The sequence below is a fragment of the Homoserinimonas sedimenticola genome, from assembly GCF_026094475.1.
Taxonomy (GTDB): domain Bacteria; phylum Actinomycetota; class Actinomycetes; order Actinomycetales; family Microbacteriaceae; genus Homoserinimonas; species Homoserinimonas sedimenticola.
On sequence record NZ_JAPELL010000001.1, the window covers coordinates 1,707,566 to 1,728,440 of the forward strand.

The window sequence follows — 20,875 nt, forward strand, 5'->3', positions numbered from 1 at the left end:
GTTGCTTCCGATACGGCCCTGGCGGGCCTACTCAACCTGCGGAGTCACCGCCCTACTGTCTCCGCAGAGACGTGCTACCGACCCTGCCCTGGATGTCACGGATGACCGAACCCAGCACTCCGGATGCGAGCAGCCCCGACCCGAGTGGGCCGGCGGGGTCCTCCCCCAGCGGCGGCAGGGCCGCCAGGGCCGCTCTTACCTCAGGGCTCATGTGTTCGACCTGCCATGCGACCTCATCACTCGTGTCGCTGTCTCCGCGCGCGCCGGCAAGCCCTACGGCCTTCGCTGCGTAGGCGGCGGCCCCGAGGGCGTGTGCGCCCATATGGGCCACGCCGGAGGCTTGAGCGGCCGAGCGGGCGGCAGCCACTGCCGCGGAAGAGGTGACTGACTGGGCAGCTCGACCTGCGACGAATCGGCGGCGTATCTCCCCCGCAGAATCCAACTCACCCCGGGCGTAGGCCCGAGCGCGAGCGATCGCCTCACGAGGCCTCCCATCCTCAGGCGCCTCGGCCTCGAACAGGAAAAGCACTCGCTCCGCGCAGTCCGCTGCCCAGGCTGCAACAGTGCGGCGGTCCGTCTCGCTGAGGGCCTGCGGGGATGCCATCCCCGCAGTCTTGCACAGCCCCTCTCGCTTCGAGTTGCCCACTTCTGCTGTTTAGAAGCCGTCGGAAACGTTCGAAGTGGGCAACTCGATGTGGGGCGTCAGCCGCGCTCGACCGGGAGGCCCGCCTGCTGCCACGCGATCGTGCCGCCCTCGACGTTGACGGCGTCGATGCCGCGGGACTCGAGGTACTGGGCGACGCGGGCGCTCCGCCCGCCCACGGCACAGATCACGTAGACGGTCTCATCGACGGGGATCTCGTCGACCCGCTCCATGATCTCGCCCATGGGGATGTGCAAGACCCCGGGTGCCCGCACCGCGCGATACTCGTCCAGCTCGCGCACGTCGAGGATCACGGGGGAGTCGAGGGCCGCGACATCCGTGACGGAGAGTTCTCTCACTTGTTGGAGTCTTCCGCTGGCGGCGGCGCCACGAGTCCGAGCGCGGCCTTGAGTCGCTCCTCGGCGTCGGCGCTGACATTGGTCGCCTCGACGTTGGCCTCGGAGACGGCCTGCACGATCTCGGCCCGCTGGATCTGGATGCCGCGGGGTGCGTCGATGCCGATGCGGATGCCGTCGCCGCGGTTCTCGATGATGGTGATGACGATGTCGTCGCCGATGAGCACTCGCTCCCCGGGTTTGCGCGTCAACACCAGCATTCGACCAGCCTAACCGTCATACGCCCACGTGACAGGCATACCAAGGTCGCGCACAGTGTCGGGCGTGCTGGTGGTGTCGCGGGCGACGGCGGCGACCGCGTGCGCGGGCAGCACGGCGGTCACGGCTTTGACCCAGCGGGCGGTGTCGTCGTGCTTGCGCCCCGCGTCGACCGCGAACCACACCTGGTCGGGCTTGAGGTCCGCGACGGACTCCGCCTGGGCGGCGAGTCCCTCGGTGCCGCTGAGGCCGAAGGCGGCGATCACGACGCGGTCGCGGTGCACGCCCTTCGCCCGCACCGTGATGGCGTCGCGGCGGCCGTCGATACGCTCGAGACCTTCGCCGACGGCGGCGCCGCTCACGACGAGTTCCGCCTGCACCGTGAACGACATGGCGCGGGCGACCGCGAGGGCGTCCCCGCCGAGGCCGATGACGACGACGAGGTCGCCCGCCCCGTCATCGAGCGGGGGGCAGGGTGGGAAGACGCCCGCGTGGCTTCGCGAGCTGATCATCCCCGCGATGGGCGGATGCTCGCGCTCATGCTCCGTGACCGCCTGCAGTTCGTCGAGCACTTCCGCGAAGCTGCGGCGTGAGGTCGACACCAACTCGGACTCGTCGATTACAGGAGCGTTGCCGGCGGGCGCCCCGATCGCGGCGGCGCTGCGCGCCGCGAAGGCAGGGTCGGGGGTGGTGATCTTGGGCAGGACGGTGCCGATGGGGGGAATGAGGGGCGACTCCGCAGCATCCGCTTCCGCCGCGTCGGCCCGCTCGAGGAGTGCCGCGATGCCGGAGAGTCGGGCGCCACCGAGATCGTGTGCGTCGGCGGCCGCGGTGGGGGTGTCGGGCACCTCGACGGTGACCTCGTAGCGGCGGCTCGCGAAGAATCCACCCACCCCGCCCGTCGTGATCTGCTCGACCGAGATGATGCGGGCATTCGGGCCATGCTCCTCCGCGACGCGGCGCTTCACGTCGCCGAGGGAGCTACCGTCAAGCCGGAATCTGCGCGGCGACACGGATCACCCCCACCGTCTCGATGTCGGCGTTCGCGCTCGTGACCTCCTGGTAGGAGAGCACGGGGAGCCCGTTGGACTGGGCGGAGACGAGCCGGCGCACGGCAGGCCGCAGCGCGGGAGCGCACACGAGCACGGCCGAGTTGCCCGCCGCCTCAAGCCGCGCGACGGTCTCCTTGAGCGAGGAGAGGATGCTCTCGATCGCGTTCTGGTCGAGCAGCAGCTGGGTGCCGAGCTCGGAGGGCCGCATGCTCTCGAGCATGGACTGCTCCAGCACGGGGTCGATCATGATGACGCGCAGGAGGGCACCGTCGAGGTGACGGCTGAGGAGGGCGGGCCCGAGTGCCGCGCGGGCCGCCTCGATGAGCCCCTCGGGGTCGGTCGACACCTTGGCGCGCAGCGAGAGCGCCTCATAGATGCGGGGGAGGTCATTGATGGCGACCTGCTCGGCAAGGAGCCCCTGCAGCACCCGCTGCACCTCGGCGAGGCTCAGCAGCGACGGCACGAGCTCGTCAACGGCGGAGGGGTTGACCTGCTTGACGCCCTCCGTCAGCACGCGGACATCCTCACGGCTGAGGAGTCGCGCCGCGTTGCCGGTGACAAGCGAGGAGAGGTGGGTCACGAGCACCGAGACGCGGTCGATCACGGTGGCGCCGGCGAGCTCGGCACTGTGTCGCATCTCGGCGGGCACCCACTTGCCGGCGAGGCCGAAGACGGGCTCGACCGTGCTCGTGCCGGGGAGCGAGTCGAGACTGTCGCCGAGGGCGAGAACGCGACCGCGGGGGGCGATGCCGCGGCCCGCTTCGACACCCGCGATGCGGATGACGTAGGTGCCGCTCGGCAGTTCGACGCTGTCGCGGGTGCGCACGGGTGGCACGACGACCCCGAGGTCGAGGGCGATCTTGCGACGCAGGGCGCGCACGCGCGCGAGGAGGTCATCGGATGCGCCCGTCACGAGGTCGACGAGGTCGGGGGCGAGCTGGATCTCGAGCGCGTGGACCCGCATCTGCTCGATGAGTTCCTCGGGGGTGTCGGGCTTGGGTGCCGCCGGTTCGAGGGCGGCCTGCTCCTCGGCGAGCTGCTTCGCGCGCTCCGCCGCCTTGATGCGCTGGGCCGCGATGATGAGGGTCACGCCGACGAGGAGGAAGGGGATGATGGGCATGCCGGGAATGATGCCCATGACGATCGCGGCGCCGCCGGCGATCCGCAGCGCCGATGTCGACTGCGTGAGCTGCTGCGAGGCGGTCGAACCCATCTCGGAGTCGGTGTTGGCGCGCGTGACGATCATGCCGGTCGAGACGGCCATGAGCAGGGCGGGGATCTGGGTGACGAGGCCGTCGCCGATCGTGAGGAGCGTGTAGGTCTCGACGGCTTCGCCGATCTCCATGCCCCGCTGCACCATACCGATGGCGATACCGCCGATGACGTTGATGATGATGATGACGATGCCCGCGATCGCGTCACCCTTGACGAACTTTGAGGCGCCGTCCATGGCGCCGTAGAAGTCGGCCTCGGCGGAGACGGCGGCGCGACGCTCGCGCGCCTCGACATCCGTGATGAGCCCCGCATTGAGGTCGGCGTCGATCGCCATCTGCTTGCCGGGCATGGCGTCGAGGGTGAAGCGCGCACCGACCTCGGCGACACGCTCAGCACCCTTCGTGACGACGACGAACTGGATGACGATGAGGATGAGGAAGACGACGGCGCCGATGATGAGCGAGCCGCCGACGGCGACATTGCCGAAGGCTTCGATGACCTGGCCCGCGTAGCCGTCGCCCAGCACGAGACGGGTCGACGCAACGTTGAGGCCGAGCCTGAAGAGGGTCGCGACGAGCAGCAGCGAGGGGAACACCGAGAAGTCGAGCGGCTTCTTCACGAACATGCTCGTGAGGAGGATCACGAGCGCGAAGAGGATGTTGACGATGATGAGCGTGTCGAGCAGCACGGAGGGCACCGGCACGACGAGCAGCAGCAGGATGCCGACGACGCCGATCGGCACGGCGAGCATCTTCAGGTTCTGTTTCATGCGTGACCTTTCGCTGCGGTGAGGGCGCCCCCTCCAGGGGGCGATGAGGTGACGGATGCCGCGGGCTGGGCCATCACGTGGGTTCCGGCGGCGGCACCCCGCTTCTTGAGGGCCATGACGAAGGCGAGCACGCGGGCGACGGCGTCGTAGCGCTCGACGGGGATCTCGTGCCCGATCTCGCACTCGGCGTGGAGAGCGCGGGCGAGGGGCACATCGCGCACCATGGGCACGCCCTTCGCGTCCGCCTCCTCGCGGATGCGCGTGGCGATGAGGCCGGAACCCTTCGCGACGACGCGGGGAGCGGACTTGCCCGGCTCGTATTTGAGCGCGACCGCGACGTGCGTCGGGTTGACGAGCACGACATCCGCATCGCCGACCGCCGCGATCATACGGTTGCGGCTCATGGCGAGCTGCCGGGAGCGCCGCTGGCCCTTGATGAGCGGGTCGCCGTCAGTGTTCTTGTGCTCGTCCTTGACCTCTTTCTTGGTCATGCGCGTCTTCTTCATGTTGCGGCGCATCACGACGAAGACGTCGGCGGCGGCGAGCGCGAGACCGGCGACGATCGCGAACTGCAGCAGGGCGGCCGTGCCGCCCGCGGCCGCGTCGAGCACGGCGTGCACCGAACTGCCGCCCGAGGCCATGAGCACGGGCATGAGGTTCTGGATGACGACAAACAGCACGAGGCCGACGACGACCGTCTTGAGCAGCGCCTTCGCCCCCTGCCAAAGCGCCTGCGTGCCGAAGGTGCGCTTCATGCCCGTGACGAGGTTGAACTGCTCCACCTTGGGGGTGAACTTCTTGAGGTGCACGCCGCCCTGCGCGACCGCGCCGACGACCACGACGACGAGCACCGCGACGAGCATGGGACCGAGCGTCGCGAGCACGGAACCCATCCCCGACCAGAGTGCCTCAACGGCGGCGAGCGGGTCGGCCGCACCCGCGACCCGGGCGACAGCGAACATCTGCTCGGTTGCAGCGGTCGAGCCGAGCGCGATCGTCGCGGGGATCATGATGGCGGCGGCGCCGATGCCGAGCCAGGCGGTGAGGTCCTGCGACTTGGAGAGCTGCCCCTTCTCGCGCACCTCTTTCATGCGCTTCTCGGTGGCCTTCTCGGTCCGCTCGCCCGTGGGTTCCTCAGCCATCACCTCACCCCCAGCAGGGTGTCGACGGCACCGTCGGTGAGACCCGCGACGACGCCGGGGAGTGCCGTGAAGACAACGACCGAGAGGGTGAGGGTCAGGAAGATCTTGAGCGGGAAGCCGAGCGCGAAGGCGTTGAGGGCCGGCGCGACCCGGGTGAGGAGGCCGAGGCCGGCATCCGCGAGGAAGAGCACGACCAGGAGCGGCCCGGCGATCTGCACGGCCGCGAGGAACATCTCCGAGACCGCCAGGACGATGGATTCGGCGGATGCCGCAAGGTCGATCGCACTGCCCAGCGGCAGGGCGGTGAAGGAGCGCGTGAGGCCCGAGATGATGAGCAGGTAGGCACCGGAACTGAACATGAGCGCGAGGGCCGACATGTGGAGGAGGCGAGAGAACTGCGCGCCGTTGATCATCGAGCCGGGGTCGTAGGCCTGCGCCATCTGGAAGCCACCGAACATGTCGATGAGCCCACCGGCCGACTGCACGGCCGAGAAGATGACGTAGACGAGGAAGCCGAGGAGCGCACCCGTCAGCAGCTCCTGCACGAGCGCACCGAAGAAGGCGGCGTCGTCGAGGGAGACATAGTCGGCCGTGACCCGCGGGGAGACGGCGAGCGCGAGGCCGACCGCGAGCATCGCCTTCACCCGAGCAGGGAAACCGCGGTAGGAGAACGGCGGCGCGATCACGACAAACGCCGTCATGCGCACCGCGGCCAGCATGACCGCCTCCAACCACGCGAGCTCGAGCGTGACCACGTCATCCTCCGCCCAGGAGCGCGGGGATCATCTCGAAGATGCGGTGCGTGAAGCCGACGATCTCGCTGATCATCCAGTGACCCGTCACGAGCAGCGCGACCCCGACGGCGGCCGCCTTCGGCACGAAGGAGAGCGTCACCTCCTGGATCTGGGTGATCGACTGGAGGAGCGAGATCGCGAAGCCCACCACGAGGGCGGTCACGAGCACGGGGGCGGAGAGTTTTGCCGCGACGAGAAGCCCCTGCATCCCGATGTCGAGGACGGCACTGGCATCCATCAGGCGTAACTCTCGATGAGGGAGGTGATGATGAGGCCCCAACCATCGACCAGCACGAAGAGCAGGATCTTGAAGGGCAGCGAGATCATGACGGGCGGGAGCATCATCATGCCCATCGACATCAGGGCCGCGGCGACGACCAGGTCGATCACGAGGAACGGCACGAAGATGACAAAGCCGATGATGAACGCAGCCCGCAGCTCCGAGATCATGAACGCGGGGATGAGGGTCGTGAGCTCGACCGTCGACGGGTCCTCCGGGTTCTCGAGGCCGGCCGCCCGGGTCATGAGCGCCAGGTCCTCCTCGCGGGTGAACGAGAGCATGAAGGAACGCAGGGGGGCGGATGCCGCCTCCAACGCCTGCGAGAACGTCATGCTCCCCTGCAGGTAGGGCTGCACCCCGAGCTCGTTCATCTCCCCCACGACGGGCGCCATGATGAACAGGCTGAGGAAGAGCGCGAGCCCCGCGAGCACCTGGTTGGGCGGGATGCTCGGCAGCGACAGCGCGTTGCGGGTCATCGCGAGCACCACGAAGATCTTGGTGAACGAGGTCATCATGAGCAGCAGCGCGGGGGCGACCGAGAGCAGCGTGATGCCGATGAGGGTGACGATCGACGACGACGGCGTGCCGTTGGGTCCGTTGATCTCGACCGAGACGCCGCCGACGCCCTCATCGAAGGGGTTGATCTCGCCCTCCGCGTAGGCGGGGGCGGCACCGAGGTTCAGCGTCACGGCGAGCGCCGCGACGGCGACGGCGACGAGGGCCGCGTTGCGCAGCACCGCGGGCGGGAGAGCCTTCACCGCGCGCGCCTCAGCGTTGTGGCGGCCTGCCGCCACGTGTCGAGCGAGAGGATCGAACCGGCGATGGGGCTCTTCTGCCCGAACTGGGCAGGGTTGAAGGCGGCGATCGGCACGGGAGCCCTGACGGGAGTGGGGCTCGCGAGCGCAGCATCCATCGACGCAGCGAACTCCTCCGCCGGCGCGGGTGCCTCCGTCGTCTGCAGCACGCTCACCGACTGCTCCGTGACGCCGAGCACGAGCCGCGAGCCCTCCACATCGATCACGACGACGGATGCCTTCGCAGCGATGCCCTGCTTCGACACGACCGTCACGGGGTTGACCTTGGTCGCGCGCGGGCCCGAGGAGAGCCGACGGTGCAACCACCAGAGTAGGGCGAGCACCGCGCCGAGGCTCACGAGCACCCGCAGCCCGATCATGAGGGTCTCCATGTCAGGCGAGCCCGTCCGCGACATCGAGGATGGTCGTGATGCGTACCGCGTAGTCCTGGTCGATGACGACGATCTCCCCGTGGGCGATCAGTCGACCGTTGAGCAGGATGTCGGCGGGGGAGCCCGCGGAACGGTCCAGCTCGATCACGGCACCCGGCTCGAGCCCCAACACGTCGCGCACGGACATGCGGGTGCGACCGATCTCCACCGTGAGCGCCATCTCCACGTTGTTGATGCGACCCAGCTTGCCCACGACCTCGTCGCTTGACTTGCGGCTCGCGCCCACGATGGCGCCGCCCTCGCGGATGCGGATCGCGAACCATCCGACGGGCTCGGCGCCCGCCGTGAGCTCGAAGACCGTCGAGGTGCGGTCCATGAAGAGTGAAGTGGCATCCGCCTGCGTGACCTCGCCGAGCACACCCGTGCCCAGCACCTCCGTCGCCGCCTCGAGGGCCGGTCGCACGACGTCGCCGGGCGAGACGACCGTGTCGCTGCCGGCCGCGTCGTGCAGGGTCTGGGCGTCGAGCAGCACGAGCGCGACATCCGCCGCCTGGGTTCCGACGAACGACGCGGTCAGCGCCGTGGTGGCGTGGGCGGATGCTGTGCGCCCCGACGCGATCGGCGCGGGCGTCAGGACGCCCGTCGTGGGCAGATGCTGCACGAGGGCCTCGACGGCGGCCGTCGTGCTCGAGCTGGTGATGGTGTTGCTGGTGGCCATGGTGTTCTCCGGGAGCGGGGTGGGAAGAAGTCAGTCGGTCTCGATGACGACGCAGGCGAGACGCGAACCGTTCGCGCCGACGGCGGCGCGGGCGAGCGGGGTGCCCTCGACGGCGACCTCGAGAGGTCGGTGCTGCGGGTGGGGCAGGGGAAGGATGTCGCCGACCGCGAGATCGAGCACGGCAGAGGGGCGCATCATGGCAGGCTCGAGGCGCAGCGACACCGAGACGGGGGTCGAGACGATCTGCTCACGCAGGAGACGCGGGGCGTCCTCGACAGAAACGGTGGGGTTTGCCTCGCCCAGTTGGGGCAGCAGCACCTCGGAGGGCATCGCGACCGTCGCAACCGACTGCGACTCCCCCACCTTGATGGTGAAGCTCGCCACGATCATGAGATCCGTCATGGCGGCGGCCTGCGCGAACTGCGAGTTGTACTGGAAGTTGTCGATCGAGATGCGGCGCACCAGCAGTGCTCCGAGGGAATAGCGCAGATCCTCGAGGGCGTCCTCCATGAGCCGGCGCACAAGGGCCTGCTCGATCTGCGTGAACTGACGCTCCTCCTCGACCACGATGCCGCGGCCGCCCAGCATGCAGCTCACCCAGGTGAGGGCCGCCGAGGTCGGGAACTGGATGACGGCGCGCGGCGTGACACCCTCGACATTCAGGAGCACCATGGCCGTCGTCGGGGGCAGCGCCGCCGCGTACTCGTCGTAGGTGAACATGAGCACCTGCGTGCAGGTGACGTTGGAGACGACGCGCACCTTCGCCGTCAACTGCGTGCCCCACTGGCGGGCGAATGTCTCGAAGGCGAGCTCGAGCACACGCGAATGTTCGCGCACGAGAGTCGTCGGGCGGCGGAAGTCATAGACCTCGACCGTGCCGGAGGCGCGCGAAGGGACGCTCGCGCCTGCGTGTTTCTGGACCGTCACACCACGCACTATCGGCAGGGCAGGGGCGAGCGTTAGTAGCGCGTCATCCAGCCCCCTCCGCCACGAGGCCCGGGATGAGCGACCGGACCGCCTCCGGCAGCGCCGACAGCACGACGATGTCGACGCGACGGTTGGTCGCCTGCGCCTCGGGCGACACCTCCTCCACGAGTGGCCGGGCCGAACCGAAACCGACCGCCCCGATGCGGGTCGCCGGCACCCCCGTCGCCTCCACGAGGTAGCGCAGCACGGCCGTCGCCCGCCCCGACGCGAGCTCCCAGTTGGTCGGGTACGGTGCCATCGCGGGCCGCCCATCCGCGTGGCCCTCGATCGACACACTGTAGGGGCTCGTGGCGATGGGGGGTCCACTCGCGTTCAGCACACCGATCGCGGTGGGGGCGAGGGCGATGCTGTTGGTGTCGAAGAACGTCTCGGAGCCGACGAGACGCACCGTGAGCCCGCGCTCGTCGATCGTGAACGACACGGTGTGCTCGAGTCCGCTCGCCGCCAGGCTCGACCGGATCTGCTCCCTCAGCTCCTCCAGCTCCTCGACCTCCTCGAGCGCGAGCTCGATGTCGGTGAACCCCTCACCCTCCTCCTCGACAAGCTCGGCAGGCACGACGACGCCGGCCGAGACATCCGTCTCCTCCGACTCCACCTGGCCGAAGCCCGTTGCGAGCGAGTTGCGCAGCTGGACGTACTTGTCCTGGTCGACCGCCGACATCGCGAAGAGCACGATGAAGAGACACATGAGCACCGTGACCATGTCCATGTAGGAGGCCATCCACCGCTCATCGGGGCCCTCGTGTTCGGGCTCCTCGTGCTTCTTGCGGCGGCGCGAGAGACTCATGCCGCCTCCTGGGCGGGCACCTGTCCACCCTTCGACTTGCCCTTGCCCTTGCCCTTGCCCTTGCCGTCCTTCGACTTGCCGAGCGACTCCGCGGGCACCATCGCCTTGAGCCGCTCACCCAGCAGTCGCGGCTGGCTGCCCGCCTGCACCGCCAGGACGCCCTCCATGAGCAGCGTCATCCGCTCCTGCTCGATATCGTTGAGGCGACGGATGCGGGTGCCGATCGGCAGCCAGATGAAGTTCGCCGACAGGAGTCCCCACAGGGTGGCGACGAAGGCGGCGGCGATCATGTGGCCCAGCTCGTCGGGCTCCGACAGGTTCTCGAGCACGTGCGTCAGCGAGACGACCGTGCCGATGATGCCGACGGTGGGTGCGTAGCCGCCGAGCGAGCCGAAGAACTTCGACGCCGTGCGGCCCACACTCGCGCGTGACTCGATCTCGTCCTCGAGCATGACGCGCAACTCCTCGCCATCCGTGCCGTCGGCGATGTTCTGCAGCGCGCCCTTCAGGAAGGGGTCGTCGACCTTGTCGGCCTCCTGCTCGAGCGAGAGCAAACCCTCGCTGCGGGCCTTCTCGGCCAGCCCGACGACCTGGTCGATGACCGCCTGAGGCTTGAAGGTGCGACCCCGAAAGGCCGAGGGGACCATCTTGAACGAAGAAATGGCGTCCTTGATCGTGCCTCCCGCGATCCCGATCGCGATCGTGGCGAAGAAGACAAGGATCATGGGGGCGGGCAGCAGGAGCGAGCTGACGTGCGCGCCCTCGAGCGTGATCATGGCGTAGAGCGAGCCGAACGCCAGGGCGATGCCGATGATGGTTGCGAGGTCCATCAGATCTTCCTCGGGGCGAAGGGCGCGACATCCGCGGGGGTTTCGGGCTCGTCGTCCTCGTCACCATCGTGCGCTTCCGAGACCAAGCCCAGGTGCGGCGGAGCAGGGTCGCTCGCGCCGCTCGTGTGTGCGAGGGCGATGACGCGGGCACGGTAGGCGGCGATCCGCTCGATCACCTCGGTCATCGACTCGGTCACGATGTACTTGGCACCATCGACCATGATGAGGGTCGTGTCGGGGCTCGCATGGATGCGCTCGATGAGGTCAGGGTTGATCGCGAACTGGCGATCGTTCAAACGCGTGACAACAATCATCGTGCCCATCCATAGGTCTTGTACTGATGCCGCCCATCCTGGGCCTGCAGAGATCACTATCGGCCGGGGCGGGGCATCCGTTAGGCGGGGCGGGGCTTCGGGAGGAGATCTTTCGCGACACCCCGGATGCGACATCCGAGAGTCGGCGTGTCGGCAAAGATCTCCTGCACAACGAGGGGCGCGGCACACGAAAAAAGGGGGCGCGCCCGTCGCGAACGACGTGCACGCCCCCCGGGAGGTGGGATCGATCAGCGCTTGAGGTTGGTGAGCTCCTGCAGCACCTCGTCGGAGGTGGTGATGATGCGGGCGTTGGCCTGGAAGCCGCGCTGCGCCACGATGAGGTTGGTGAACTCCTGCGAGAGGTCCACGTTGGACATCTCGAGCGCACCGGCCGTGAGCTCGCCGAGTCCGCCGTTGCCCGCCGTGCCGAGCTCGGCGTTGCCCGAGTTGAAGGTCGCGCGGTAGGAGGAGTTGCCGGCCTTCTCGAGGCCGCCCGGGTTGGCGAAGTTGGCGAGAGCAATGCGGCCAACCGCCTGGGAGGCGCCGTTGCTGAAAGAGCCGACGAGGGTGCCGTCAGCCGCGAGGGTGAAGGACTGCAGGGTGCCCGCCTTGCGGCCGTCCTGGCCGGTCACGGAGGCCGTTGTGAGGCCCGCGAAGCCGGTGAGGGACGACATGTCCACTGTGATTCCGCCGACCGTGACGGAGCCGCCCGCCGTCAGCTCGCCATCCGTGAACTCGAGGGAGTCGGTGCCCGTCGTGACGCCGTCGGTGGCGGAGACATCCCAGCCTGCGGCGGAGCGGGTGAAAGTGAAGGTGAGGGTGCTGGCGTTACCGTCGGCGTCGAAGACCTGCACGTCACGCACCAGTTCGGTGCCGACCTCGGCCTCCGCGGGCAGGTTGCCGCCGAAGGTTGCGCTGGTCGTCGCGACCGCGGGGGAGATGCCATCGAGCGGCAGGCTGATGTTGCCGATCGCGCCGCCGTCGAGCACGACGCCGTCCTGCGCCGCCCAGCCCTGCACGATCGCGCCGTCGGCGGTGACGAGCCGGCCCTGGGCGTCGAGGTCGAAGTTGCCGGCGCGGGTGTAGAGGATGTCCGCTCCCGAGCGCGTCACGAAGAAGCCGTCGCCCGAGATCATCATGTCGGTCGAGCGCCCGGTCGCCTGGGCCGAACCCTGCGCGAAGTTCGTGGAGATGCCCGCGACGCGCACGCCGAGGCCGATCTGGGCGGGGTTGGTGCCGCCCTGCTCCGCCTGGGGGCCCGCGGCACCCTGCGTGAGCTGCGAGAGCGTGTCCTGGAACTGCGTCGCCGATGACTTGAACGCGGTCGTGTTGACGTTGGCGATGTTGTTGCCGGTCACGTCGAGCATGGTCTGGTGCGAGCGAAGGCCGGAGATTCCGGAGTAGAGCGAGCGAAGCATGGTGGTTGCCCTTTCAGTGGTGGGTTCGTGAGGTTCAGGTGGCCGGGGTCGTCGTGACGCCGGAGATGCGGTCGAGGTCGACGTCGACCCCGTTGATGGAGACAGTGGGCACGGAGTTCGCGAAGGAGACCGAGTCGGCGATGCCCGTCACGGTCGTGCCGTCTTTCTCGTAGGAGACCTCCTTGCCGACGAGGGATGCCGCGGCGATCCTCATCTGCAGCGAGAAGTTCTCCTCATTCAGGGTCGTCAGCGTGGTCAGCTGCTCCATCGAGGCGAGCTGGGTGGTCTGGCTGATCATCTGGTTGGTGTCCATGGGCGAGCTCGGGTCTTGATTGGCGAGCTGCGTGACGAGCAGCGACAGGAACACCTCGCTGTCCATCACCTGCTTGGGTTCACGCGTCCCCGTGGTGCCCGTGTACATGCCTGTGGCCTGGGTGGCCGAGATGGCGTCGATCGTCATGGGTTTCCTGTCTGTGTGCTGGGTGCTACGCGAGCACGTCGATGCGGTCGCGGATGTCACGGCTCACGCCGTCCGTCAAGGTGGGCGTGCCGTGCTGAGGGCCGGGGGTCGGGTCACCCGCGGATGAACCGCGGCCCGCAGCATCCGGGTCGCGCGGCTCGCGCCCGCCGCCCGTCTCGCCACCGGCGAGGTCGAGCGTCGCCGACGGCTGGCCCTGGCTCTGCGCGTGCCCCTGCTGCCCGCCGCCAGCTGTGAGCGACGGCGTGTGCACGCCGAGACTCGCGAGGTCGCGGCGCAGGTCGCCGAGGATCGCTTTGAGGGCGTCGCGACCGGCGTCGCTTGCGGAGTGCAGTTCGATGCGCATGCCGTCGGCGCCGATGTGCGCGCGAACCGTCACGGGGCCGAGGTTCTCGGGCGTGACGTTGACGGTGATGATGTGCTCGCCCGAGCCCGCGGTGCGCAGCTGCGCGATGGGGCGCGTGAGTTGCGCCGCGAAGCCCTGCGGCACGGGGGCCGGTGCGGGGGCGGGCGTCGGTGCGGCTGAGGCGGTGGCGCTCGGCTGAAGGGGTGTTGCGGGCGTGCTCGCGGGGAGGGTTGTGGGGGCGCTCGCGTCGGCTGCATTCACTGAGCGCCCCGCCGCGGCCGGGTCGGCGGACTGCGCCGGCACGCGAGCAGCCGGTGCGGCCTCGGTCGTCGCGGCCTCGGTCGCCGCGGCCACGGTCGTCCCGGCCACGGTCGTCCCGGCCACGGTCGCCGCCGACGCGTTGGGTGCGCTGGCGCTTGGCACCGTGCTGGTGGACGCAGCCGCAGCGGGCGCGGCTGTTGTCGTGGCGGCGCTGTCGGCTCCCGTGGCCGTCGCCGCGGCGGTCACCGTGGCGGACATGGGGGTCCCGGCAACGCCTGCGGGTCCTGCCTGGGAGGCGCGCTCGGTCTCGGTGCCGACGGGGGTCGCGGCATCCGTTGGCGCGGGTGCGGCACTGGGGGCGACCGGAGCGGGGTCGGCGTCTCCCCTCGCGTTCGACGCGGTGGTCGCGTTCCCCTTCGCCATGTTCCGCAGTGCACTCGCGGCAAGCTCGTGCGGCACGACCAGCCGTGGCGTCTCGGACGCCGCCGTCGCGGCGGCATCCGGCTGCCCCCCGAGACTGCGCAAACGGGCCGTTTCGGGCTCGGAAACGCCCGTTTCTGCAGTCTCGTGTGACTGCCCGGCGGGCGAAGCGGCCAGCGAGACTGCAGCGGGCAGGGCCGACGCCGGTACGGCCGCAACAGGCAGAGCTGGTGCCGATGCGCCGCCCGTGCCCGTGCCCGTGCCCTCCGGCGCGACATCCACAGCCTCCTGCGGGGCCACATTCTGCTCATCCCCGCCCTCGGGAGGCGCAGAGTTCGACCTCTCACCTTCGCCGAGGGGGCCGGAGACGGTCGCCTCGACGGCCTCGCGCATCACCTTCTCGAAGGCGTCGCCCTCTCCGGGTGCAGCGGATGCCGCGGCGCGCGGTGTCGCGCCCGCCCCTGCCATGACGGTCAGCATGTTCACGGTGTCGTCCCTTCGCCGTCGCGGTGCCAGCGGGTGATGGTGAGTTCGTCGAGCGCGTCCTGCTCTGCCTTGATCTCCTCGGCGGCGAGCTCCTCGGCGTGCTTCTTCTCGAGCTTCTCGAGCCCGATCGCGCTCGTGCGGGCCCGCCCGAACTCCTCCGCCGCGGCCTGCACCTCGGCCAAGAGGGTCGTCTCGAGCGCCTCAAGGTCGGCGAGGGTGCTGCGCAGGGATGCGCGGCCGGCGGCGACCGCGTAGAGGGTCGCGGTGCTCGTGATATCGGTGCTGCTCGCGCCGAGGGCGATACGCGCCCGCTCGATGCTTGCCGCGTTGGCATCGAGCCTGCCGCGCGCCGTCGAGACCTTGCCTGCCGCGAGCTCCTGTTGCACCTGGCGTAGCCGCAGCAGGCCGGCGAGGGAGAAGTTCTTGCCGTCGCTCACGCTGCGACCCCCAGAGTCCTGACGAGATCGTCGAGTCGCCGCCACGATTCGCCGGCGCCGCAACGCTCGTCCATGCCCTGCTGCAGGAAGGCGGCGATCGCGGCCTCGTTGTCGACCGCGGCATCCACGAGGGGGTTGCTGCCCCGCTGGTAGGCGCCGACGTCGAGCAGGTCGCGGGCTGAGCGGCGGGCGGAGAGCACGCGGCGCAGGGCGGTCGCGGCGCGCGCCTGCTCGGGGGAGGTCACACGACCGGCCACGCGTGAGACGGAGCCGAGCGCATCGATGGCGGGAAAGTGCCCCTGCACGGCGAGGGCGCGGTCGAGCACGACGTGTCCGTCGAGGATCGAGCGCGCGGCATCCGCGACCGGTTCGTTGTGGTCGTCGCCATCGACGAGCACCGTGTAGATGCCCGTGACGGATCCGGATGCCGCGGTGCCGGCCCGCTCGAGCAGCTGGGCGAGCAGGGAGAAGGTGGAGGGCGGGTAACCGCGGGTGGCGGGCGGTTCGCCCACGGAGAGTCCGATCTCGCGCTGCGCCATGGCGACGCGGGTGAGGGAGTCCATCATGAGCATGACGTCGGCGCCCGCGTCGCGGAATGATTCCGCGATGCGGGTTGCCACGAAGGCCGCGCGCAGCCGCATGAGGGCGGGCTCGTCGGAGGTGGAGACGACGACGATCGAGCGGGCGAGACCCTCCGCGCCGAGATCGTCCTCCAGGAACTCCCGCACCTCGCGGCCACGCTCCCCCACGAGCGCGATGACGCTCACTTCGGCCTCCGTGCCGCGGGCGATCATGGAGAGCAGCGACGACTTGCCGACCCCGGAACCCGCGAAGAGGCCGAGGCGCTGCCCGCGTCCTGCCGCCGTGAGCGTGTCGAGCACGCGCACGCCGAGCGCGAGAGGTGTGTTGATGCGGGCGCGCTGCATGGCGGGCGGCGTGTCCTTGTCGAGGGCCACCCAGCCCGGGGCATCCAGCGGCCCCTTGCCGTCGATGGGGCGGCCGAGCCCGTCGAGCACGCGGCCCAGCAGGCCCCGCCCGGTGGGAACCAGCATGGGGCGACCGGCGGGGCGCACGGGCGCGCCGGGGATCACACCCGTGAGGCGGGAGAGGGGCATGCAGCGCACGCCGGTGCGGGTTGTCGCAATCACCTCGGCGTCGACGCCAGCCTCCTCACCGATGGTCACGAGCTCACCGATGGCGCAGTCGATGCCCGCGACCTCGAGGCCGAGCCCGACGATCGACGAGACCCGCCCGACGCGCTGCGGACGGCCAGCGCGGGCGGCGGCGGCCAGGCCTGCTATGAGGGTGGGGCGGATGCTCGTGCCGGCGGTCATGCGTGCCCCTCCGCGAGTGCGGCGCGGGCCCGGGCGACGGCGGCGCCGATGCGTGCGTCGAGGTAGCCGTCGGGAAAGTCGACGATGGCGTCGCCGGGGGCGAGCCCGGGGTCGGCGCTGTAGTTGAGGCCGTCCACGAGGGCCGCCTCGTCGAGGGCGGCGAGGGTCTCGGGGTGCACGCGCACGCTGAGCACGACGGCGGGGTCGACATCGCGCAGGGCCCGTTCGACGACGGCGCGCGCACTCGTGGGTCCGTCGGCGAGTTCGACGCCGATGATGGTCTCGGCGAGGTCGACGGATGCCGCGGCGAGCTGCTTCTGCGCCTCCTCGAGCACGGGCGCCACGCGGGCTCCGACGGCGTCGACGGCGGCCGTGAGCAGCGCGGCGAGCGAGTCGATGCGGGCCCGACCCTCGTCCATGAGCCTGGCGTGTTCCGCGGCGGCGGCCGCCCGCTCGGTGCGGAGGGTCTGCTCGGCCGCGCGCATGCCGGCGGCGTAGCCGGAGGCGTAACCGCGGGTGCGGGCCTGCTCCTCGACGAGCCCGGGGGTGCTGCCGAGCGCGGGGAAGTGGAGCGGCGAGAACGCGGCCTCAGTAGACAAGATCCTCCTCCTCGGCGCGCTGGACGGTGATGACGCCCTCCGACTCGAGGTCGCGGATGGCGCGCACGATCTGGGCGCGCGCCTCCTCCACCTGGGAGAGCCGAACAGGTCCGAGAGCGGTCGCCTCGTCGTCGAGGATCTCGCGGTTGCGCTCCGACAGGTTGGAGCGGATGACCTCGATGACGTTCTCCGTCGTGCCCTTCATGGCGATGGCAAGCACGGAGGCGTCGATGCCGCGCAGCACCTGCTGCACGTCGCGCTTCTCGAGCTTGACGATGTCGGCGAAGGTGAGCATCCGTGACCGCACCTCTTCTGCGAGGTCGGGGTCGCGCTCGTCGAGCGCTTCGAGGAGGGCCTTCTCGGTCGCGACGCTCGAGCGGTTGATGATGTCCACGAGTGGTTGCACGCCGCCGACGATCTCGACGGCGTCGCGTGTGGAGACGACGGCGCCGGCGCGGCCCTTGAGCGTGTCGGCGACAACGCGGATCGCCTCGGGCGCCGCGCTGCTCATGGTGGCGATGCAGTGGGCAACCTCGGTGCGGCGCGATTCCTCGAGCCCCGAGAGGATGGAGGAGGCCTGTTCGGGGCGAAGGTGTGCGAGCACGAGGGCGACCGTCTGCGGCAGCTCGCCGTCAAGGAGTGAGACGATCTGCCCCGGCTCGGCCGCTTCGATGAACTCGAACGCCTTGCCCGCCATCGAGGAGGCGACCCGGTTCATGACACCGGCGGCGCGCTCGGCGCCGAAGGATGCCTCGAGCAGTCCGACCGCGATGTCGCGTCCGCCTCGGGCGTTGGTGGCGCCGCGGATCGTGAGGTCGTGGAACTCCGTGAGGGTGCGGTCGGCGACGATTGCGTCGACACGCTTCATCCGCACGATTTCGGCGACGATCTCCTCCGCCTCCGCCTCCGTGAATTGCCCCAGCACTTCGGCCGCCCGCTCGTGTGCCATGTTCATGAGCACGACGGCGACCTTCTGAGTGCCGGTGAGGCCCAGCTGCACGTCGGTCATGGCGCCCTCACGTCATCCATGAGGCCGCGCAGGTAGTCGGCGGTGCGCTTGGGATCGGATGCGGCGAGCGCCTCGATCTCGGCGCGACGCCGGTCTGCCTCTTGCGACGCCGCTGCCGCTGCCAACGCCGCTGCATCGTTTGCGGCCCCGCCACCCTGCGGCAGCACGGGAGCGGCCGGGGCGGCGGCGACCGCTGCCGGTGCGGAGGGCACGGGGAGCTGCATCGGCATGGTCGTGCCCTCGAGGATGTCGGAGAGCTGACGCAGTTCTCCCGCGTCGCGGGCGCGGCGACGGTTCCGATTCAGCATGACGAGCCCGATGATGATGGGGAGGGCGATGCCCGCGACGATGACCGCGACGGTCGCGAGCGACATCCACCGTTCACTTGCAGCGGCGGCTTCCGCGGCCGCGAGCGCCTCGGCCGCGGCGGCCGCTCCTGTCGCGTTGAAGGGCACGACCTCGACGGCGACGGCATCGCCCCGCTCGTCGTTGATGCCGGCGGCTGCGGCGACAAGTTCGCGGATAGCGGGCACCGTGAGCCCGCCGATGGCATCCTCGTTGACGGCGACGGAGACGGTCTGGCGGGTGATGGAGCCCGCGGGGATCGTGCGGGACTCTGTGACCTTGTTGACGGCGTTGTTGCGACTCGTGGACTCGCTCTCGTAGGTGCCGGCTCCGCCTTCAGCGTCGGGCACCGCGATGTTGTCGGGGCCGAGCACTCCACCTTCCACGGCACCCTCGCCGCCGCCCTGGTACGTCTCGCGGTCGATCTGTTCGTTGAGCGCGGGGTTGTCCTCGGGCACCGTGTACGACTCCTCGAGCCGTTCCGCCGACTCGTAGCTCACGTCAGCGGCGACGACGACGCTCGCGTTGCCGGGACCGACGACGCGGTCGAGCATCGCCTGCACGGCCGTCTGCACGCGCGCCTCGTGGTCGGAGGCCTGCTGCGTCGTGGAACCCGACGCCCCCACACCCACGGCCGAGAGCACGGTGCCGGCCGCATCGATGACCGCGACATCCGTGGCCTTCATCCCCTCGATGGAGGCGGAGGTGAGGTGCACGATCGCCTCGACCTGGTCGGTCGTGAGGGTCACGCCGCGGTCGGTCTCGACGAAGACGGATGCGGTCGGGGCCGCCGTCTGTGCCACGAACACGGTCTCCTCGGGGATCGCGAGGCGAACGGATGCCGTGCGCACTCCGTCGAGGGCGGCAACCGTCGACGCCAGCTCGCCCTCGAGGGCACGCTTGTAGGTCACAGACTGCTGGAACTCAGAGGAGGTAACGCCCATGTCGTCGAGCAGCGAGTAGCCGCCCGTGCTGGAGGAGGGCAGCCCCGCCGAGGCGGCCTTGAGTCGCTGCTCGTAGACGTGCTCCTCGGGCACGAGAATCGTCGCGCCGCCCGAGGTGAGCTCGTAGGGCACGTTGTCGGCACGCAGCTGCTCGACGATCGTGCTGGCGTCGGCGGCGGCGAGCCCCGTGAAGAGCGGCGTGTATGAGGGCCGGCTGAGCCACAGGCCGAGCCCGGCGGCGCCGAGCACGAGCACCCCGACGCCGATGAGCGCGAGCGTGCGCTGGGCGATCGTGAACTCGCGGATGGCGCCGACGAGCCGGCGCAATGCTGACGTGACCTGGGTGGGCATCAGGCCTGCATCCTCATGATCTCGTTGAACGCCTCGACGCCCTTGTTGCGCACGGCGGCGATGAGTTCGAGCGTGACGGCGGCCCGTGTGGAGGCGATCGTCGCGTCGTGGATGTCGTCAAGGTCACCCGTGACGGCCTTGATGGCGAGTTCGTTGGAGGTCGACTGCAGTTGCTGCAGCCCGTCGATGGCACCGCTCAGCGATTCTCCGAAGGCGGCGCCATCCGTCGACGCGGCTCCGGATGCTGCCGCGAGCGCACCACGGATCGACAGGTCGTGTTCTCCGATGCTGAAGGGCCCTGCAGCCTGCACGGCTCCGATCGCGGGGATGGTCATCATGCACGTCCGATCTGGATCGCGGCCTGGTAGGCCTCCTTGGCACGGTCGACGACGGCCGCGCTCGCCTGGTAGCCGCGCTGCGCCATGATGAGCTGACCCATCTGGCTCGCCATGTCGATCTCGGGGTAGCGCACGTAGCCGGCCTCGTCGGCGAGGGGGTGCTCGGGCTCGTAGACGAGCCGCCCCTCAGCGTCGCCGTAGGCGGCACCCTGCACGTAGACGCCTGTCGTGCCCTCGCCCGCCTGAGCGACGACGTAGCGGGCACGGAATGCCTCCTCGTCGCTCGCGCGCACCGTGTTGACATTGGCGAGGTTGTCGGAGACGGCGTCGAGCCACTTGCGGTGCACCGTGAGCCCGGTGCCGGCGATGCCGATTGCGTCGAAGGTCATCAGCTGGTCCTGATGGCCGTGCGGACGCTTGTGAACTGCCCCTCGACGGCGCGCGCCGCGAACTGGTAGCGCAGCAGCGTGTCGATGTTGGAGAGGGTCTCGGTGTCGAGGTTGACGTTGTTGCCGTCGAGGCGCGTGGGCTCGAGCGAGTCGGCGACGGTGGCGACGACGGAGCCGTTGCCGTTCTCAACCGACTTCGCGAGCGCATCCTCGAACAGCACCCGCTGCGCCTTGTAGTTCGGCGTGTTGACGTTGGCGATGTTGTTGGCGATCACACGCTGGCGCTGCGAGAGTCCGTCGAGGGCGCTGCTGAGCGCGAGCGACGTCACAGATTCGAACACGGTCGTCCCGTTTCATGGTCGGTGTGGTTCCGGCCGATCCATGGCCTT

General features: G+C 69.7%; 26 protein-coding genes. All 26 read right to left on the reverse strand.

From position 1 onward, the window contains the following. Nucleotides 1-52 precede the first annotated feature (52 nt). Entirely contained in the window at nucleotides 53-604 is a 552-nt protein-coding gene (locus tag OH146_RS07985) for a putative immunity protein (protein WP_265159211.1), read from the reverse strand. Between the two features lie 98 nt (nucleotides 605-702). Then, the gene (locus OH146_RS07990) at nucleotides 703-1,002 is read right to left on the reverse strand and encodes a rhodanese-like domain-containing protein (RefSeq protein WP_265159213.1); all 300 of its coding nucleotides are present in this window, start codon (nucleotides 1,000-1,002) and stop codon (nucleotides 703-705) included. After that, nucleotides 999-1,259, reverse strand: coding sequence for a carbon storage regulator (locus OH146_RS07995; RefSeq protein ID WP_265159215.1), 261 nt, complete (start codon nucleotides 1,257-1,259; stop codon nucleotides 999-1,001). The genes OH146_RS07990 and OH146_RS07995 overlap by 4 nt, the downstream gene beginning before the upstream one ends. Nucleotides 1,260-1,268: 9 nt before the next feature. Then, nucleotides 1,269-2,270, reverse strand: a complete 1,002-nt coding sequence (locus tag OH146_RS08000; RefSeq protein WP_265159217.1) for a hypothetical protein — start codon at nucleotides 2,268-2,270, stop codon at nucleotides 1,269-1,271. Further along, nucleotides 2,245-4,293 (reverse strand): flagellar biosynthesis protein FlhA, encoded by a 2,049-nt coding sequence (locus tag OH146_RS08005; RefSeq protein ID WP_265159219.1) that lies wholly within the window; start codon nucleotides 4,291-4,293, stop codon nucleotides 2,245-2,247. The genes OH146_RS08000 and OH146_RS08005 overlap by 26 nt, the downstream gene beginning before the upstream one ends. Continuing rightward, nucleotides 4,290-5,435: an EscU/YscU/HrcU family type III secretion system export apparatus switch protein gene (locus OH146_RS08010; RefSeq protein WP_265159221.1), complete on the reverse strand. Its 1,146-nt coding sequence runs from the start codon at nucleotides 5,433-5,435 to the stop codon at nucleotides 4,290-4,292. Before OH146_RS08010 ends, OH146_RS08005 begins: the two co-directional genes overlap by 4 nt. Next, on the reverse strand, nucleotides 5,435-6,154 hold the full coding sequence (locus tag OH146_RS08015; protein WP_265160708.1) for a flagellar biosynthetic protein FliR: 720 nt from the start codon (nucleotides 6,152-6,154) through the stop codon (nucleotides 5,435-5,437). Before OH146_RS08015 ends, OH146_RS08010 begins: the two co-directional genes overlap by 1 nt. A gap of 37 nt (nucleotides 6,155-6,191) precedes the next feature. Continuing rightward, nucleotides 6,192-6,467, reverse strand: coding sequence for a flagellar biosynthesis protein FliQ (gene fliQ / locus OH146_RS08020; protein ID WP_265159223.1), 276 nt, complete (start codon nucleotides 6,465-6,467; stop codon nucleotides 6,192-6,194). Next, nucleotides 6,467-7,267: a flagellar type III secretion system pore protein FliP gene (gene fliP / locus OH146_RS08025; protein WP_265159225.1), complete on the reverse strand. Its 801-nt coding sequence runs from the start codon at nucleotides 7,265-7,267 to the stop codon at nucleotides 6,467-6,469. The genes fliQ and fliP overlap by 1 nt, the downstream gene beginning before the upstream one ends. Next, nucleotides 7,264-7,719 (reverse strand): FliO/MopB family protein, encoded by a 456-nt coding sequence (locus tag OH146_RS08030; protein WP_265159227.1) that lies wholly within the window; start codon nucleotides 7,717-7,719, stop codon nucleotides 7,264-7,266. Before OH146_RS08030 ends, fliP begins: the two co-directional genes overlap by 4 nt. Then, nucleotides 7,697-8,413, reverse strand: a complete 717-nt coding sequence (gene fliN, locus OH146_RS08035; RefSeq protein WP_265159229.1) for a flagellar motor switch protein FliN — start codon at nucleotides 8,411-8,413, stop codon at nucleotides 7,697-7,699. Before fliN ends, OH146_RS08030 begins: the two co-directional genes overlap by 23 nt. A 30-nt stretch (nucleotides 8,414-8,443) precedes the next feature. Continuing rightward, nucleotides 8,444-9,340: a flagellar motor switch protein FliM gene (locus tag OH146_RS08040; RefSeq protein ID WP_265159231.1), complete on the reverse strand. Its 897-nt coding sequence runs from the start codon at nucleotides 9,338-9,340 to the stop codon at nucleotides 8,444-8,446. A 43-nt stretch (nucleotides 9,341-9,383) separates the two neighbouring features. Continuing rightward, nucleotides 9,384-10,187: an OmpA/MotB family protein gene (locus tag OH146_RS08045; RefSeq protein ID WP_265159233.1), complete on the reverse strand. Its 804-nt coding sequence runs from the start codon at nucleotides 10,185-10,187 to the stop codon at nucleotides 9,384-9,386. After that, entirely contained in the window at nucleotides 10,184-11,017 is an 834-nt protein-coding gene (locus tag OH146_RS08050; protein WP_265159235.1) for a motility protein A, read from the reverse strand. Before OH146_RS08050 ends, OH146_RS08045 begins: the two co-directional genes overlap by 4 nt. Continuing rightward, nucleotides 11,017-11,340 (reverse strand): flagellar FlbD family protein, encoded by a 324-nt coding sequence (locus tag OH146_RS08055; protein WP_265159237.1) that lies wholly within the window; start codon nucleotides 11,338-11,340, stop codon nucleotides 11,017-11,019. The genes OH146_RS08050 and OH146_RS08055 overlap by 1 nt, the downstream gene beginning before the upstream one ends. A gap of 239 nt (nucleotides 11,341-11,579) precedes the next feature. Further along, nucleotides 11,580-12,749, reverse strand: coding sequence for a flagellar hook protein FlgE (locus OH146_RS08060; RefSeq protein WP_265159239.1), 1,170 nt, complete (start codon nucleotides 12,747-12,749; stop codon nucleotides 11,580-11,582). A gap of 34 nt (nucleotides 12,750-12,783) precedes the next feature. Beyond that, nucleotides 12,784-13,209, reverse strand: coding sequence for a flagellar hook assembly protein FlgD (locus OH146_RS08065; protein ID WP_265159241.1), 426 nt, complete (start codon nucleotides 13,207-13,209; stop codon nucleotides 12,784-12,786). Between the two features lie 25 nt (nucleotides 13,210-13,234). Next, on the reverse strand, nucleotides 13,235-14,734 hold the full coding sequence (locus OH146_RS08070; protein ID WP_265160710.1) for a flagellar hook-length control protein FliK: 1,500 nt from the start codon (nucleotides 14,732-14,734) through the stop codon (nucleotides 13,235-13,237). A gap of 2 nt (nucleotides 14,735-14,736) precedes the next feature. Beyond that, the gene (locus OH146_RS08075) at nucleotides 14,737-15,177 is read right to left on the reverse strand and encodes a flagellar export protein FliJ (RefSeq protein WP_265159243.1); all 441 of its coding nucleotides are present in this window, start codon (nucleotides 15,175-15,177) and stop codon (nucleotides 14,737-14,739) included. Next, complete coding sequence (locus OH146_RS08080; protein WP_265159245.1) at nucleotides 15,174-16,511, reverse strand: FliI/YscN family ATPase; 1,338 nt, start codon at nucleotides 16,509-16,511, stop codon at nucleotides 15,174-15,176. The genes OH146_RS08075 and OH146_RS08080 overlap by 4 nt, the downstream gene beginning before the upstream one ends. Beyond that, the gene (locus tag OH146_RS08085) at nucleotides 16,508-17,110 is read right to left on the reverse strand and encodes a FliH/SctL family protein (RefSeq protein ID WP_265159246.1); all 603 of its coding nucleotides are present in this window, start codon (nucleotides 17,108-17,110) and stop codon (nucleotides 16,508-16,510) included. Before OH146_RS08085 ends, OH146_RS08080 begins: the two co-directional genes overlap by 4 nt. Further along, entirely contained in the window at nucleotides 17,100-18,119 is a 1,020-nt protein-coding gene (fliG, locus tag OH146_RS08090) for a flagellar motor switch protein FliG (RefSeq protein WP_265159248.1), read from the reverse strand. The genes OH146_RS08085 and fliG overlap by 11 nt, the downstream gene beginning before the upstream one ends. Continuing rightward, nucleotides 18,116-19,759 (reverse strand): flagellar basal-body MS-ring/collar protein FliF, encoded by a 1,644-nt coding sequence (gene fliF / locus OH146_RS08095; protein ID WP_265159250.1) that lies wholly within the window; start codon nucleotides 19,757-19,759, stop codon nucleotides 18,116-18,118. The genes fliG and fliF overlap by 4 nt, the downstream gene beginning before the upstream one ends. Continuing rightward, entirely contained in the window at nucleotides 19,759-20,094 is a 336-nt protein-coding gene (gene fliE / locus OH146_RS08100) for a flagellar hook-basal body complex protein FliE (RefSeq protein ID WP_265160712.1), read from the reverse strand. The genes fliF and fliE overlap by 1 nt, the downstream gene beginning before the upstream one ends. Then, a complete protein-coding gene (locus tag OH146_RS08105; protein WP_265159252.1) occupies nucleotides 20,094-20,486 on the reverse strand; it encodes a flagellar basal body rod protein FlgC in 393 nt (130 codons plus the stop codon). Before OH146_RS08105 ends, fliE begins: the two co-directional genes overlap by 1 nt. Continuing rightward, nucleotides 20,486-20,827 (reverse strand): flagellar basal body rod protein FlgB, encoded by a 342-nt coding sequence (locus tag OH146_RS08110; RefSeq protein WP_265159254.1) that lies wholly within the window; start codon nucleotides 20,825-20,827, stop codon nucleotides 20,486-20,488. Before OH146_RS08110 ends, OH146_RS08105 begins: the two co-directional genes overlap by 1 nt. Nucleotides 20,828-20,875: the final 48 nt, after the last annotated feature.